The sequence below is a fragment of the Pseudomonas sp. NPDC077408 genome (assembly GCF_050269105.1).
Taxonomy (GTDB): Bacteria; Pseudomonadota; Gammaproteobacteria; order Pseudomonadales; family Pseudomonadaceae; genus Stutzerimonas.
This window is the reverse complement of record NZ_JBNNHS010000002.1, coordinates 1-14,444: the sequence shown is the minus strand read 5'-3', so window position 1 is coordinate 14,444 and position 14,444 is coordinate 1. Positions and strand designations below refer to the sequence as shown.

General features: G+C 57.9%; 14 protein-coding genes. 9 read left to right on the top strand and 5 right to left on the bottom strand.

Annotation, left to right across the window (positions count from 1 at the left end):
- Positions 1-123: 123 nt before the first annotated feature.
- The 4 genes from ACQKEK_RS05130 to ACQKEK_RS05115 all read right to left on the bottom strand — a co-directional run bounded on the left by ACQKEK_RS05130 (position 124) and on the right by ACQKEK_RS05115 (position 3,781).
- Complete coding sequence (locus ACQKEK_RS05130) at positions 124-927, bottom strand: cyclic nucleotide-binding domain-containing protein (protein ID WP_128119986.1); 804 nt, start codon at positions 925-927, stop codon at positions 124-126.
- Positions 928-1,032: 105 nt separating this feature from the next.
- Complete coding sequence (locus ACQKEK_RS05125) at positions 1,033-1,305, bottom strand: TfoX/Sxy family protein (protein WP_128119985.1); 273 nt, start codon at positions 1,303-1,305, stop codon at positions 1,033-1,035.
- Positions 1,306-1,313: 8 nt separating this feature from the next.
- Positions 1,314-2,066, bottom strand: a complete 753-nt coding sequence (locus tag ACQKEK_RS05120; protein ID WP_128119984.1) for a class I SAM-dependent methyltransferase — start codon at positions 2,064-2,066, stop codon at positions 1,314-1,316.
- A 152-nt stretch (positions 2,067-2,218) separates the two neighbouring features.
- Positions 2,219-3,781: a bifunctional aminoglycoside phosphotransferase/ATP-binding protein gene (locus ACQKEK_RS05115; protein ID WP_128119983.1), complete on the bottom strand. Its 1,563-nt coding sequence runs from the start codon at positions 3,779-3,781 to the stop codon at positions 2,219-2,221.
- 155 nt (positions 3,782-3,936) lie between these two features.
- On the opposite strand from ACQKEK_RS05115, the gene mrcB reads away from it, so the two are divergent.
- From mrcB to ACQKEK_RS05100, 3 genes are read left to right on the top strand one after another with little or no spacing between them, the layout of a single operon-like run.
- A complete protein-coding gene (gene mrcB, locus ACQKEK_RS05110) occupies positions 3,937-6,249 on the top strand; it encodes a penicillin-binding protein 1B (protein WP_128119982.1) in 2,313 nt (770 codons plus the stop codon).
- Positions 6,250-6,303: 54 nt separating this feature from the next.
- Positions 6,304-7,017, top strand: a complete 714-nt coding sequence (locus tag ACQKEK_RS05105; RefSeq protein ID WP_128120168.1) for a tetratricopeptide repeat protein — start codon at positions 6,304-6,306, stop codon at positions 7,015-7,017.
- The gene (locus ACQKEK_RS05100; protein ID WP_499141390.1) at positions 7,017-7,349 is read left to right on the top strand and encodes a YqcC family protein; all 333 of its coding nucleotides are present in this window, start codon (positions 7,017-7,019) and stop codon (positions 7,347-7,349) included. Before ACQKEK_RS05105 ends, ACQKEK_RS05100 begins: the two co-directional genes overlap by 1 nt.
- A gap of 37 nt (positions 7,350-7,386) precedes the next feature.
- Here ACQKEK_RS05100 and ACQKEK_RS05095 read toward each other — a convergent pair whose 3' ends face one another.
- Positions 7,387-7,818: a DUF4124 domain-containing protein gene (locus tag ACQKEK_RS05095; protein ID WP_128119980.1), complete on the bottom strand. Its 432-nt coding sequence runs from the start codon at positions 7,816-7,818 to the stop codon at positions 7,387-7,389.
- A gap of 403 nt (positions 7,819-8,221) precedes the next feature.
- On the opposite strand from ACQKEK_RS05095, the gene ACQKEK_RS05090 reads away from it, so the two are divergent.
- The 6 genes from ACQKEK_RS05090 (at position 8,222) to msrQ (ending at position 14,192) form a co-directional block, all read left to right on the top strand.
- On the top strand, positions 8,222-9,946 hold the full coding sequence (locus tag ACQKEK_RS05090; protein WP_128119979.1) for an acetolactate synthase 3 large subunit: 1,725 nt from the start codon (positions 8,222-8,224) through the stop codon (positions 9,944-9,946).
- Between the two features lie 2 nt (positions 9,947-9,948).
- Positions 9,949-10,440, top strand: coding sequence for an acetolactate synthase small subunit (gene ilvN, locus ACQKEK_RS05085; protein WP_045424913.1), 492 nt, complete (start codon positions 9,949-9,951; stop codon positions 10,438-10,440).
- A 46-nt stretch (positions 10,441-10,486) separates the two neighbouring features.
- Positions 10,487-11,503, top strand: coding sequence for a ketol-acid reductoisomerase (gene ilvC, locus ACQKEK_RS05080; RefSeq protein WP_045424915.1), 1,017 nt, complete (start codon positions 10,487-10,489; stop codon positions 11,501-11,503).
- Between the two features lie 149 nt (positions 11,504-11,652).
- Entirely contained in the window at positions 11,653-12,486 is an 834-nt protein-coding gene (gene pssA / locus ACQKEK_RS05075) for a CDP-diacylglycerol--serine O-phosphatidyltransferase (protein WP_499167556.1), read from the top strand.
- A 60-nt stretch (positions 12,487-12,546) separates the two neighbouring features.
- On the top strand, positions 12,547-13,554 hold the full coding sequence (msrP, locus tag ACQKEK_RS05070; RefSeq protein ID WP_499141385.1) for a protein-methionine-sulfoxide reductase catalytic subunit MsrP: 1,008 nt from the start codon (positions 12,547-12,549) through the stop codon (positions 13,552-13,554).
- Positions 13,554-14,192 (top strand): protein-methionine-sulfoxide reductase heme-binding subunit MsrQ, encoded by a 639-nt coding sequence (msrQ, locus tag ACQKEK_RS05065; protein WP_499141383.1) that lies wholly within the window; start codon positions 13,554-13,556, stop codon positions 14,190-14,192. The genes msrP and msrQ overlap by 1 nt, the downstream gene beginning before the upstream one ends.
- Positions 14,193-14,444: the final 252 nt, after the last annotated feature.

The window sequence follows — 14,444 nt, the reverse complement described above, 5'->3', positions numbered from 1 at the left end:
GGCCGACTGCCCGTCCTTTCAGTTTACCGGCTGATCTTGCGACCAGTGGTGCTAATAATAACAATTCTCATTCGTTAGTCAACAGCCGAACTCAAATAAAGTTTTCGTCCAAGATAATGGGATCTACGCGCTGGCGGTGAGGGGCATGCGCAGCTGCGTCACCTCTTTGTTCAGCAAATCGATGCGCCTGGCCATGCTTTCGATGAGGCTGTGCGCAATCTTGGGATTGCTGTGCATCAGGCTGAGAAATTGGTCCTTGGGGATAAGCATAACGGTGCAGGCGACAGTGGCGACGACGGTCGCGCTGCGCTTCTCTTGGGTGAATACGGCCATGGCCCCAAAGATCTCATCGCGCTGTACGTCGCCGACTTTCTGTCCATCGACAAGCGCGTCGGCATGGCCTTCGATGATGATGAACACGTTGTCCGCATCGTCGCCCTGTCGAATCAATTCCTCTCCCGCGGCGAAATGCTGAAACCCGGTGGTGGGGTGGATCTCGGGTTGCTTCAGTCGCGCCAACGCATCTGACAACAGCGCTGTCTGCCCAATCAGGTATTGGGTGAAGAGCTCTTGCCGCCGCTGATCCGCATGAATATGGCGAAACACCGCACTGCGTGCATAGGGAACCAGACGAATCGATTCATCGCTGCGATAACGGCACAGCGGCAGTTCGATTCCTTGGCGTAGTCCGAGCAGGTCGCCTTCCTGCATGTAGAACAATGGTCTTTCGTCGACCAGTGCATGCAACAGGCCGCTCTCGATGACGAATAGGTGCTGCTCGGGTAGGTCTTCCGCCAGATCGTCGGAACCCTTGATCTCGATAGGTGGTGCAGAAGGGGTGAGCCCTTCAAGCAGTTGCGCGGGGATCCCCTGCAAACGGTTGATCAGTTGATCGGCATAGGCCGGTTGTTCCCCGAGTAGATACATGTCGGCAATCCTTGGACAAGCGGGCTCACAGAGGTGGAGCGATGCGCGTGCTCACCATAAGGCCGCGCCTGACGAGAGTAAATCGCGCCGAGCGGGCATTGTGAGCTAGCTCTTGTCTCGGTAATCACACCGGGCCAGGTGCTGGTTCAGCTCGGTTTTCAGGGGGGCCGGCAGTTCCTTCCAATTAATGTCTCGCAACGCCCCTTCGATGGCATAAAGCAACACTCTCGAGGCGCTGAATCCCCGTGACTTAACCGCCTGGTAGGCACTGACCGCGCCGAGTCGACGCAGGTCATCGGCCGTATGGATGCCCGAGGCGTGCAGCCATTGCGCGGATGTCTTGCCAAGATTTCTCAAGGTCAACAGTTCGTCGTGCATGATTGCTCCTATCGGCCTGGGTAGCCGGCGAGGAAATGAAGCGGCCAGCGAACCCGGCGCTGGTGTTCCGGATTCCCCCATAGACGCTTGAACTCAGATTCGAGTGAAGTCACCGGATCTTGGCCATGGATCTGCTGCCACTGCTTCACTGCCGACCAAGTGCGCAGGTAGCCAAGCAGCTGCGGCAGGTTCCAGTGGGCTTCGAGGGCAAATTCTGGAGGTTGGAAGGTTGTGAATGGTGCTTGGATATCTCGATAGCCCGCATCGACGCTGGCGCGTCCTGGTGGCCAGTAGCCGCTCAGGGTTTCGCCATGCAGCTGCTCGATCATGGCATCCAGCGGCGGTTCGATACGAAGCAAGCTGTAGCACCACGCGCAGAACAGCCCATCTGCTGACAGCACTCGCTTCGCTTCGTCAAAGAAGGCCGGGGTAGCGAACCAGTGCAATGCCTGTGCGACCACAATCAAGTCGGCCACACTATCGCGCAGCGGCAACTGCTCAGCTTGCGCCGCGAATCGCTCCGCAGATCGCCAGTCGGTACTGCCGGTCAGTTGGCCAGGGCTGGCATCGCACGCCACAACTCGGTCGAAGTGGTCCACCAATCCCCGTGTAGCCTGGCCAGTGCCAGACGCAACGTCGAGTGCGCAGCTGGGCACCGAGCACTGTTCGGCGAGCCAATTGAACATGCTGCTCGGATACGTGGGGCGGAACTGTGCGTAGTCGTCAGAACGAATTGAAAAGAGCTGGACGCTATCACCCATGGCAACGGTCCAGCGATACCAATGGCAGAACACAGTGAGACATGGCCGACTTCCGCTGACAGACATGTTCAGTATAGAAGCACCGCTGGGTTCTGCCTTCAGCGGTGCTTGGATGGCGCTTTTCCGTACAGGAAGCGTTGTCCTCCCGGGTGTCAGAGGCCCGGCAGGCGCTGCCGAATTGCGCTCACCAACGCGTCAAGGCTCCCCGCTTCGGGTGTGTTGATCTGCCGGTTAAGCAACTGCTCACTCTCGCTCAGCGGCTCGCGAGATGACTGTTGAGCGTTGATCACAGCCATCGTGGCATCGGACGGATCGCCGCCCTTGGCCTGGCGCTGGGTGAGCCACTGTTCGATGACGGCGTCGGGCGCCTCGCAGCTCAGGATCATAAAGGGCACGCCGGTAGCCTCTGCAACTTGCCAGGCCGCTTGACGATACTGATGTTTCAGGTAGGTCGCATCAATGACCACCGAGAAGCCGGCGCTAAGCGCGGTCTCGGCTAGCGAGTGCAACCGCTGATAGGTGGCATCGCCAGCCTCGGCATTGTAGATGCCGGCATTTACCTCGGACGCCAGGGCCTCTGGTTGCTGACCGTAGAGCCGTTTGCGTTCGACATCCGAACGTATACGGATAGCGCCCAGAGCCTCTACCAGGCGCAGCGCAACCTGGCTCTTGCCAACCGCCGATACGCCGTGAGTGATGGCAAGGAAGCGGGAGGGGATAGCGCTGTAGCTTTCGGCCAGATTGGCGTAACTACGATACTGGCGCAGGACGATCCGGCGCTGCACGGCGTCCTCTTCCTGGTGCAGCCGGAATAGGCTGACCTTCGCCCTAACAAGCGCTCGGTAAGCTTTATAGAGGTTGAGCAGTTGCAGCGCGGCGTAGTCGCCAGTGCGTTCTAGCCAGCCGTTGATAAAGCGCCGTGCCTGACACTTCAAACCTCGGTCTTCTAGGTCCATCGCCAGGAAGGCTGCGTCGGATGCGATGTCGATCAGGCGAAATGGCTCGTTGAATTCGATGCAGTCGAACAGCACCACTTTGCCTTTTATGATGGCGGCATTGCCCAAATGCAGATCGCCGTGGCATTCACGAATGAAGCCTTGCTGGCTGCGTTGCTCGAGCAATGGCTGCAAACGGGCGATGCTGGTTTCGGTCCAGTCCAGCAGGGCATCGAGTTGCTGCAGGTCTGCTTGCTCGGTGAGCAAAGGCCGAATCTGCTCGAAGTTCTGCCGCATCGGCGCGACGATCCCTTCGGCGCTGTTCAGCGGATGGTCCGCAGCCACCTGCGGAATGCTCAAGTGGAACCCGGCGATTTGCTCGGCGAGGGCATCAATGTGATTGTCCGTCAGCTCACCCCGTGCCTGTACCTCCGCCATCAGCTGCGTTTGTGGGAACTCGCGCATTTGCAACAGGTATTCGATGGGTTCCCCATTTCCACCGATTTCCGGTTCTTCGACACTGCCAGTGACAGGCAGAACCTGGAGATACAGATCCGGCGCCATACGCTGGTTCAGGCGCAGCTCTTCCTCGCAATAATGCTTGCGTGCCGTGAGGTCGGTGAAGTCGAGGAAGCCGAAATCAACCGGCTTCTTCATCTTGTAGGCGTGCGCGCCAGTAAGGATGACCCAGGAAATATGGGTCTCGATGACTTTAAAGCCGTCGACCGGGTGGGGGTACAGGGCCGGATTCTGCAGTGCAGCAATCAGAGCTTGGCTCACGGTCACTCCTTGTAGGTTTGTTGGACGGGTGTGTGAGCACTTTCGGGAGACAGTTCACACAGTCAAAAACGCTCCATTATGTCCATCCTCGGTAAGCGTGCAAACCGCCAAGAGGCCGTCTTCGGCGCAAATCAAAGTGCGTATAATGCGCCGCCATGACTAAATCACGCTCGTCTCGCTCCCGTTCCAAACGCCGTTCCGGTGCTTCGCGCCCCTGGCTAGGCTGGATTATCAAACTCTCCATCGTCGCGCTGGTACTGCTGGCTGGCGTCGCGGTATATCTCGATGCGGTGGTGCAGGAGAAATTTTCCGGCAAGCGCTGGACGATCCCTGCGACGGTTTATGCCAGGCCGCTGGAATTGTTTGTTGGGCAAAAACTCGACAAGGATGACTTTCTCAACGAGGTCGATGCGTTGGGCTATCGCCGAGAGAAATCGGTGAGTGGACCGGGAACTGTGTCGGTCGCCAGCAATGCGGTCGAAATGCATACACGGGGTTTCCGCTTCTATGAGGGTGCGGAAGAGTCTCGGCGGATCCGTGTGCGGTTTTCTGGAGACTTCGTCGCGGGGCTTGCGCACATGGACGGTGGCGAGCTGCCGGTAGTACGTCTCGAGCCACTGGTCGTGGGCGGGTTATACCCCGCGCACAACGAAGACCGCATTCTGATCAAGCTTGATCAGGTACCGCCCTATCTGGTTGAAACACTGGTTGCTGTTGAAGATAGGGAGTTCTTCGATCATTTAGGCGTGTCGCCTAAATCCATTGCGCGTGCCGTCTGGGTGAACCTTACTGCTGGGGAGGTTCGCCAGGGCGGCAGCACACTGACGCAGCAGCTGGTGAAGAACTTCTATCTCACCAACGAGCGCAGCCTGAGTCGTAAGGCTACCGAAGCCATGATGGCAGTGCTGCTTGAGCTCCACTACGACAAGCCAGAGATCCTCGAAGCCTATCTGAACGAGGTTTTTCTTGGTCAGGATGGTCGTCGCGCCATTCACGGCTTCGGTTTGGCAAGCCAGTATTTTTTTGGAAGGCCACTGGCAGAGCTCAAGCTCCAGCATGTGGCCCTGTTGGTCGGCATGGTCAAGGGGCCGACTTACTACAATCCTCGCCGCCATCCTGAACGTGCCTTGGAGCGGCGTAATCTGATCATCGATCTGTTGGCTGAGCAGCAGGTAATCAGCCCGGAGGAAGCTGCCCAGGCGCGGCAAGCGCCGCTTGGCGTGACGCAGCGTGGCAGCCTGGCTGACAGCTCCTATCCGGCATTTCTCGACCTTGTGAAGCGGCAGTTGCGAGAGGACTATCGCGACGAGGACCTTACTGAGGAAGGACTGAGGGTTTTCACCAGCTTCGATCCGATCATTCAATCCAAGGCTGAAAAGGCCATGACCGACACGCTTAAGCGTCTGGGCAAGGCAGCCGAGGGCGTTGAAGGCGCGATGCTGGTCACCAACCCGGAAACCGGCGAGCTGCAGGCCATGCTGGGTAGCCGCCATCCAGGCTTTGCCGGCTTCAATCGGGCGCTGGACGCATCGCGTCCGATTGGCTCGCTGATCAAGCCGGCGATCTATCTCGCTGCGCTGGAGAAGCCCAGCCAATACACCCTGACCAGCCTGCTGGAGGACGAGCCGTTCTCAGTCAAGGGAACCGACGGCAAGGTGTGGAAACCACAGAATTACGGGCGTACCGCTCATGGCACGGTCTATCTCTATCAGGCCTTGGCCAACTCCTACAACCTGTCGACCGCGCGGCTTGGCCTGGATCTCGGCGTGCCACACGTGCTCAAAACGCTGGCGCGCTTGGGCGCTTCGCCCGACTGGCCGGCCTATCCCTCGATGCTGCTGGGGGCGGGCGGATTGCGCCCGATCGAAGTTGCAGGGGTTTACCAGACGATAGCCAACGGCGGCTTCAACACCCCGTTGCGGGCCATTCGCAGTGTCGTCGCGGCCGATGGCGAACCCCTAAGTCGCTATCCGTTCAAGATTGAGCAGCGGTTCGATCCTGGTGCTATCTACCTGACGCAATACGCCATGCAGCGAACGATGCTCGAAGGGACTGGGCGTTCTGTCTACAATCAGGTCCCGAAATCGCTGGCACTGGCAGGCAAGACTGGTACTACCAATGATTCGCGTGATAGCTGGTTTGCGGGCTTCAGTCAGGATTTGCTCGCGGTAGTCTGGTTGGGGCGCGACGACAACGGCAAGACCTCGTTGACCGGCGCCACAGGTGCGTTGCAGGTATGGGCTGATTTCATGCGTCGTGCCGATCCACTCCCCCTGCAAATGCCCGTGCCGGATAACGTCTCCATGGCCTGGGTCGATGCACAAACCGGTGAGGGGACATTGGAAAACTGCCCGGGCGCCGTACAGATGCCCTATATCCGCGGCAGCGAGCCGGCGCCGGGGCCGGGTTGCGGTATGCAGGCCCCGGCTGAGTCGGTCATGGATTGGGTTCGTGGCTGGTTGCCATAGCTGGCGGCTGGCCGGTTGGTTTATCAAGAGGTTTGAACTGTGAACAAGCAATGGATGATCGTATTGGTGGCGGCGGTGCTACTGCCGGGTTGCGCCTCGGTCAAGCGCGGCGCAATACCCGTCGTTGATTCGGGGGCGCCGGTATCGGAGGAGGCTTCTGCGCGTCAGCCCAACCGCCGGGCTAATGCACCTGCGGTCACCGCGCAATCTGTGCCTGCGGACTCGGGCGTGATGGTCATGGTGCCGCAGCACAGCTCCGAACCGTTGCAAACCTTCGGTGCACCCGATGGCGCCTTCTCTGGAGACTCTGCGCAACCGCCTGTAGGCGGGACAGGTCAGTGGACGCCGCCCGCTCAGTCCGCGCCGATGCCCGCCCCGGCCCAGCGACAGCCAATGCCCAGCGGAATCCCGTCAAGCAGCGGCACCTTGTCAGCAGACGAACAGCTTGATGGGCCGGTGCTGGCACTGCTCACCACTGCGCAGCAACTACAGGGCGGAGGTGACCTCAACGGAGCTGCGTCCAGTCTCGAGCGTGCTCAGCGAATCGCCCCGCGCGAACCTCAGGTGCTCTATCGTCTGGCTCAGGTTCGTCTGGCGCAAGGGGATGCCGTTCAGGCTGAACAGCTGTCTCGGCGCGGGCTGAGTTATGCGAGCGACCGGCCAGCTCTGCAGGCCAGTCTCTGGGAACTGATTGCCCAGGCACGTGAGCGTCAGGGAAATGCTGCTGGCGCTGCTCAGGCGCGCGAGCGGGCCAAGGTCTCGATGTGATGGACGATCGGGTGCCGGCGTTGGCTGACCAGTTGCTACTGATCGAGCGCGAGCTTCGGGTGCTTGGGGTTTGGGCGTCGTCGCCGCCTGCGCCTGAGGCGCTCGCCAGTCAGGAGCCGTTCTGCGTCGATACACTGGCGTTCGATCAGTGGTTGCAGTGGATTTTTCTGCCCCGCATGAAACACATTCTGGAGCAAGGCCAGCCGCTCCCGACTGTGTCGGGGATTCTGGCGATGGCCGAAATGGTTTATCAAGATCAGCCGCAGCGCGTGGTCGGGTTGTTTGACGCGCTTGAAACTTTCGATCGGTTGATCAGTGGCGGCGAGGGCTAACCAACGCCCGCAGGTAGGCAGACGTTGATTGCTGTGTTCAGTTGCAGTTGTCGGCGATTTTCTGTTTTGTTTCGCCAATACGCGCCTGGCGCTCCTCTTCGTTCAGGCGTCGATTACCACCTTCTTCTTCTACACGCACGCGCGGGTTGTTCTGCAGTTGCGCCAGGTTGGTGCGCAGGGTAGTGCAATATTGCTGCCGCTCGGCTTCCTGCTCTGCTACCTGTTGCTTCACCTTGCGGTCAATGTCGCGCTGTTCGGACTCGCCTGATTGTTGCGAAGCGGCGCTTTCGGTCATGGCCGGCTTTGGCGGGGCGATGGCCGTATTCAGCGTTTCGGCCGGCCGGCCTTGGGGTGGCTGTGCTCCGAAATGTGTAACGCCTTCAGCATCGACCCACTTATAAACCTGGCCGGCCATGATATTGCTGCTCAGTGCAAGCAGCAGGCCGCCTGCGAGAATGGTCAAACGCATGCTTTTCCCTTTAGTGGATGCAAAACCAAGCCGGTACTATACGCAAAAGACAGAGGGCTTCATTCTGCGCTGGATCACAGCTGAATACAGCCGAAGGGCAACAGCAGACTTGACTTGGCCAAGCCTAATCCGAACAATTCCATGCTTGCTGTTCTGAGGGGCCGCCGCAAGCGAGCCCTTCGCTCAATCATGAGGTGCATACCCGCGCCGACCTGCAACACCCGCAACGCGTTACCTCGCGCTGGGAGGGGCGCCCCGCAACACTTTGGGGCTTCCCTAATACTCGCTTTGACAGTAGCTGACGTAGTCGGCGACCACCGTCGCTCACGCACTGCTTGGCAGTAAACCTAATTCTGGCCGGTCCGACGCGGAGCGGCTATCTGGCGTTCTAGAGGTGAACAACGTGGAACTTTTATCCGGCGCTGAAATGGTCGTCCGCTTCTTGCGCGACGAAGGCGTTAAGTACATCTACGGTTATCCCGGCGGCGCCTTGCTGCACATCTATGATGCGCTGTTCAAGGAAAAGGAAGTCACGCATATCCTTGTTCGTCATGAGCAGGCTGCCACTCACATGGCCGATGGCTATGCGCGTGCCACTGGTAAGGCCGGTGTAGTACTGGTTACCTCTGGTCCAGGCGCGACCAATGCCATCACCGGCATTGCAACTGCCTATATGGACTCGATCCCGATGGTGGTTATATCAGGGCAGGTTGCCAGCAATATGGTTGGCACCGATGCCTTCCAGGAAACCGACATGATCGGTATTTCCCGCCCCATCGTTAAGCACAGTTTCATGATCAAGCATCCTTCGGAAATTCCCGATGTGATGAAGAAAGCGTTCTACCTGGCTCAGTCCGGCCGTCCCGGTCCTGTCGTTGTCGACATCCCTAAGGACATGACCAACCCGGCCGAAAAGTTCGAATACGTCTATCCGAAAAAAGCCAAGCTGCGTTCATACAGCCCGGCCGTTCGTGGGCATTCCGGGCAGATTCGCAAGGCGGCCGAGCTCCTGCTGACGGCCAAGCGACCGATCATCTATGCCGGTGGCGGCGTGATCATGGGTGGCGCATCTTCGCAGCTCACTGAGCTGGCCAAGATGCTCAATCTTCCGGTCACGAACACGCTCATGGGGTTGGGCTGCTATCCAGGCAGCGATCGTCAGTTCGTCGGTATGCTGGGTATGCACGGTAGCTACACGGCAAATCTGGCGATGCACCATTCCGATGTCATCCTGGCCGTGGGTGCGCGCTTCGACGATCGCGTGATCAATGGCGCGACCAAGTTCTGCCCGAACGCCAAAATTATTCACATCGACATTGATCCGGCTTCCATCTCCAAGACCATCAAAGCGGACATCCCGATCGTCGGCCCGGTCGATAGCGTGCTCACCGAGATGGTCGCTATCGTCAAGGAGATCGGTCAGACACCAAACGCCGAGACCGTCGCCAGTTGGTGGAAGCAGATCGAGGAATGGCGGGGCAGCCGTGGCCTGTTTCCCTACGATAAGGGCGACGGCACCATCATCAAGCCTCAGGCGGTTATCGAAACTCTGTGTGAAGTAACCAAGGGCGACGCTTACGTGGCTTCGGACGTGGGTCAGCACCAGATGTTTGCCTGCCAGTACTACAAGTTCGACAAGCCGAACCGCTGGCTGAACTCCGGTGGCCTTGGGACCATGGGCTTCGGATTTCCAGCTGCGATGGGCGCAAAACTGAACTTCCCTGAAGCCGACGTCGCCTGTGTAACGGGTGAAGGCAGCATTCAGATGAACATTCAGGAGCTGTCGACCTGCCTGCAGTACGACCTCCCGGTGAAGATCATCAATCTCAACAACGGTGCGTTGGGCATGGTTCGCCAATGGCAGGACATGCAGTACAACAGCCGCTACTCGCACTCCTACATGGAGTCGCTGCCTGACTTCGTTAAGCTGGTCGAAGCGTATGGGCATGTTGGGATGCGCATCACTGAGCTGAAGGATCTAAAGCCAAAAATGGAAGAGGCCTTTGCCCTGAAAGACCGTTTGGTCTTCTTGGACATTGCGGTCGACACCAGCGAGCACGTCTATCCGATGCAGATCAAAGACGGCGCCATGCGCGATATGTGGCTCAGCAAGACGGAGCGGACCTGATCATGAGACACATCATTTCTCTGCTGATGGAAAACGAACCAGGTGCATTGTCTCGCGTGGTCGGACTGTTCTCGCAGCGCAACTACAACATCGAAAGCCTGACCGTAGCACCAACCGAAGACCCAACGCTGTCCCGGCTAACGCTGACGACGGCGGGCCACGAGGAAGTGATCGAGCAGATCACCAAGAACCTCAACAAGTTGGTCGAGGTCGTCAAACTGGTCGACCTATCCGAGAGTGCTCACATCGAGCGCGAGCTCATGTTGATCAAAGTGAAGGCAACCGGAGCGCAGCGTGCCGAAGTCAAGCGTACGACCGACATCTTCCGTGGGCAGATCGTCGACGTGACCTCCAACGTCTATACCATCCAGCTGGCCGGTACGACCGACAAGCTGGACAGTTTCATCCAGGCCATCGGTACGACATCGATTCTGGAAGTGGTGCGCAGCGGTGTTACGGGTATATCTCGCGGCGACAAAGTGCTGAGCATCTAATACGACTTATCGAATGGCCCAACCGGCCAGCAACAGGGGTGATTCCATGAAAGTTTTTTACGATAAAGATTGCGACCTTTCCATTATCCAGGGCAAGAAAGTCGCCGTTATCGGCTACGGCTCCCAGGGCCATGCTCATGCATGCAACCTTAAAGATTCCGGTGTAGATGTAACCGTTGGCCTGCGTGCCGGCTCCCCGTCGGTAGCCAAAGCCGAAGCCCACGGCCTGAAAGTGGATAACGTAGCCGCCGCTGTTGCCGCTGCGGATGTCGTTATGATTCTGACGCCCGACGAATTCCAGGGCCGCCTGTACCGCGACGAGATCGAGCCGAACCTGAAGAAGGGCGCTACGCTGGCTTTCGCGCACGGCTTCTCCATTCACTACAATCAGGTTGTACCGCGTGCCGACCTCGACGTGATCATGATTGCACCAAAGGCGCCGGGCCATACCGTTCGCTCCGAGTTCGTCAAGGGCGGTGGTATTCCTGATCTGATCGCGATCTACCAGGACGCTTCCGGTAACGCCACGAACGTCGCTCTTTCGTACGCATCGGGCGTCGGTGGCGGCCGTACCGGCATCATCGAAACCACCTTCAAGGACGAGACCGAAACCGATCTGTTCGGTGAGCAGGCAGTTCTGTGTGGTGGTTGCGTCGAGTTGGTCAAGGCCGGTTTCGAAACACTGGTCGAAGCCGGTTATGCGCCGGAAATGGCTTATTTCGAGTGTTTGCATGAGCTGAAGCTGATCGTCGACCTCATGTTCGAAGGCGGTATCGCCAACATGAACTACTCCATCTCCAACAACGCGGAGTACGGCGAGTATGTGACCGGCCCGGAAGTCATCAACGCCGAATCCCGCGCCGCGATGCGCAATGCGCTGAAGCGTATTCAGGACGGCGAGTACGCCAAGATGTTTATCACCGAAGGCGCTGCAAACTACCCGTCGATGACAGCCTATCGCCGTAACAACGCTGCGCATGGCATCGAAGTGGTCGGTGAGAAGCTGCGCTCCATGATGCCGTGGATCGCAGCGAACAAGATCGTCGACAAGAGCAAGAACTGATACCTGGTTTTGCTTGAAAGAACGCGGCCTAGGCCGCGTTTTTTCGTTATGGCGCGTGTCTCTGGTATAAACCGATGCTTGGCTGAGGGGTGAACCCGCTGTGCCAGGGCCTGTCGAAATTATTCAAACCTGCTGTAAGGTGAATTTGCATGAGTGAGCATCCCGAAGAGCCGAACAAACCCACCGAACCGGAAAGTCTTCTGCCAATTGACGAGCACATCGAAGAGAGCCAGGACGCCGATGGTCGTAAGGTTCGCCATCGTGGTATCTATCTGCTCCCCAACTTGTTCACGACGGCCAATCTGTTTGCCGGTTTTTTCTGCATCATCACGGCAATCAACGGCAACTTCTATGTGGCTGCTGCCACCGTCTTTGTCGCGATGGTGCTGGATAGCCTGGACGGCCGAGTCGCGCGTCTTACCAACACCCAGAGCGCATTCGGTGCGGAGTATGATTCGCTATCTGATATGGTCGCTTTCGGTCTAGCTCCGGCCGTACTCGCCTACCAATGGGCACTCTCCAGTCTCGGGAATGTCGGGTTGACTGTCGCCTTCATTTACGTGGCCTGCGCAGCCTTGCGGCTTGCGCGCTTCAACACCCAAATAGGCAAGGTTGATAAAAAGTGGTTCATTGGCTTGGCGAGCCCTGCGGCTGCAGGGGTTGTGGCTGGCTCTGTCTGGGCGGTCTGGGCGCTTGATGAGCCAGGGGTCCGCGGTCTCGATCTGCCATTGGCGGTGATCATGTTGTTTGCACTGCTGGTTGCTGCTGCGGGGCTGCTGATGGTCAGTAACATCAAATACTACAGCTTCAAGGATCTCGATCTGAAAGGGCGGGTGCCCTTTGTGGCGATACTGATCGTAGTCCTGGTGTTTGCCGTGGTTTTCAGTGATCCGCCGCGTATTCTGCTTCTGATCTTCCTCGCCTACGCCGTTTCTGGACCGGTACAGTTTCTGATGCGTCGCCGCAAACGCGCCGAAAGTTGATTTTTGAAATGATCCGCTGTCTAGTGGTTGTTCATACAGCCTCAGACAGCGGAGCACATCATGCTTATCAGAACGCCGCGTCGCAGTGATTGTCTCGAATCAGAGGTAACCCCGGAAGCGCTCTATCTGAACCGTCGTCGGTTCATGCAAGGAGCAGCGTTCTCCGCTGCGGCCGCTGGGCTGCCTGCTATCGCTCAAGCCGACCCTCGCTACGCAGGCGTGGAGCCGGCTAATGCTCCCGTGTGGTTTGACGAAAAGCTACGTCAAGCCAATTGGGGTGCGGTCACGGTTAAAAACGAAGCCATCACCCCTTATCCTGACGCTACGCATTACAACAATTTCTACGAGTTCGGGCCGGATAAAGGCGATCCGGCGCGGCATGCGTCACAGCTTGTTACTGAGCCTTGGGTTGTGACTGTCGATGGAGAAGTGGCGAAGCCAGGGAAGTATTCGATCGAAGACCTTGTTTCAGACGCCGCGCTTGAAGAGCGAATCTACCGCCTGCGTTGCGTCGAAGCCTGGTCGATGGTTATACCTTGGCTCGGCGTTTCTCTGGCTGACTTGATCAGTCGGTTGGAGCCCACTTCCGACGCTAAATATGTCCGCTTTGAAACTTTGGCGCGCCCCGAACAGATGCCTGGCATGCGTACGGGCTTTTCTCTCATTGATTGGCCCTATGTCGAAGGTTTGAGAATGGACGAGGCCATGCATCCGCTAAGCTTGATCGCTATTGGGATGTATGGACGCGTGTTGCCAAATCAGAATGGCGCGCCATTGCGTCTTGTAGTGCCCTGGAAGTATGGATTCAAAAGCATCAAGTCTATCGTTCGGATCAGTTTCGTTCGTGAGCAACCTGCGACTACGTGGGAATCAATGGCTCCTCAAGAATATGGTTTCTACGCTAACGTCAATCCCAACGTTTCCCACCCTCGCTGGTCTCAAGCTCGTGAGCGACGTTTGCCAGGGAGCCTGTTTAGCCCGAATGTACGCGAGACTCAGATGTTCAATGGGTACGAGGAAGACGTCGCGCACTTATATGCAGGGATGGATTTGAGAAAGAACTATTAATGCGCTATCCCTGGTTGAGGTTGCTGCTTTTTTGCTCCGTTGCCAGCGTGCCGTGCTATTGGCTCTATCTCGCCGCGACCGCTGCGTTGGGTCCGGATCCCGGCAAAGTGTTGGTTGATAATCTCGGGCAGGGCGCGTTGGTCCTTCTTCTAGCCTCACTGGCGATGACGCCTTTACGAACCCTAACAGGATGGTCTGGCTGGATCGCGTTTCGACGGCAGATCGGTCTGTGGGCATTCGGTTACGCCGTGCTTCATTTAGCTGCATATCTATATTTCCTGTTGGGTTTGGAATTCAGCGAGTTTGCTGCTGAGCTGGTTGAGCGTCCTTATGTCGCTTTGGGTGCTATCGCGCTGGTCGGCCTGTTAACGCTCGCAATGACCTCGACGCGCTGGAGCATGCGCAAACTCGGTAAGCGCTGGAAGAAGCTGCATCGCATCGTCTATCCGACGCTGCTAGTCGTATTGCTTCATATGCTTTGGGTCGTGAGGTCCGATGCAGGCCAGTGGAGCCTCTACGCAACAGTCGCAGCGGTTCTGCTTGCTGCACGTGTGCCGTCTGTTGAACGACGCCTGGTCAGAACCAGCGCGGTATGGCGTGGCAAGCAGGCGGCAAATAAAGGCCGAAACAACGGTTGACGCGAGTTGCTGAGTGCCTATAATGCGCACCTTCTCCGGCGCAGGCCTTTAGCGAAACCTCTTGTAAATCAAGAAGTTAGCGAAAATAAAGGGTTGCACGGATGGCGGATTCGAGTAGAATGCGCCGGGCTGGCAGGGTGGTGGTTGAGTCCTGTTGGTGGCTCTGGTCAGGTTGATCGGAAGCGGTTGAAAGAGGTGGTTGACAGCGGTTTTAGACGCTGTATGATTCGCCTCCCGCTAACGAGAGACGCT

Excerpts from the sequence above, each read along its gene's own strand:
- mrcB (WP_128119982.1), top strand. The coding sequence starts at position 3,937 with ATGACTAAATCACGCTCGTCTCGCTCCCGTTCCAAACGCCGTTCCGGT.
- ACQKEK_RS05130 (WP_128119986.1), bottom strand. The coding sequence starts at position 927 with ATGTATCTACTCGGGGAACAACCGGCCTATGCCGATCAACTGATCAAC.
- ACQKEK_RS05095 (WP_128119980.1), bottom strand. The coding sequence starts at position 7,818 with ATGCGTTTGACCATTCTCGCAGGCGGCCTGCTGCTTGCACTGAGCAGC.
- ACQKEK_RS05120 (WP_128119984.1), bottom strand. The coding sequence starts at position 2,066 with ATGGGTGATAGCGTCCAGCTCTTTTCAATTCGTTCTGACGACTACGCA.
- ACQKEK_RS05100 (WP_499141390.1), top strand. The coding sequence starts at position 7,017 with ATGGACGATCGGGTGCCGGCGTTGGCTGACCAGTTGCTACTGATCGAG.
- msrQ (WP_499141383.1), top strand. The coding sequence starts at position 13,554 with ATGCGCTATCCCTGGTTGAGGTTGCTGCTTTTTTGCTCCGTTGCCAGC.
- pssA (WP_499167556.1), top strand. The coding sequence starts at position 11,653 with ATGAGTGAGCATCCCGAAGAGCCGAACAAACCCACCGAACCGGAAAGT.
- ACQKEK_RS05125 (WP_128119985.1), bottom strand. The coding sequence starts at position 1,305 with ATGCACGACGAACTGTTGACCTTGAGAAATCTTGGCAAGACATCCGCG.
- ilvC (WP_045424915.1), top strand. The coding sequence starts at position 10,487 with ATGAAAGTTTTTTACGATAAAGATTGCGACCTTTCCATTATCCAGGGC.
- msrP (WP_499141385.1), top strand. The coding sequence starts at position 12,547 with ATGCTTATCAGAACGCCGCGTCGCAGTGATTGTCTCGAATCAGAGGTA.
- ACQKEK_RS05105 (WP_128120168.1), top strand. The coding sequence starts at position 6,304 with ATGATCGTATTGGTGGCGGCGGTGCTACTGCCGGGTTGCGCCTCGGTC.
- ilvN (WP_045424913.1), top strand. The coding sequence starts at position 9,949 with ATGAGACACATCATTTCTCTGCTGATGGAAAACGAACCAGGTGCATTG.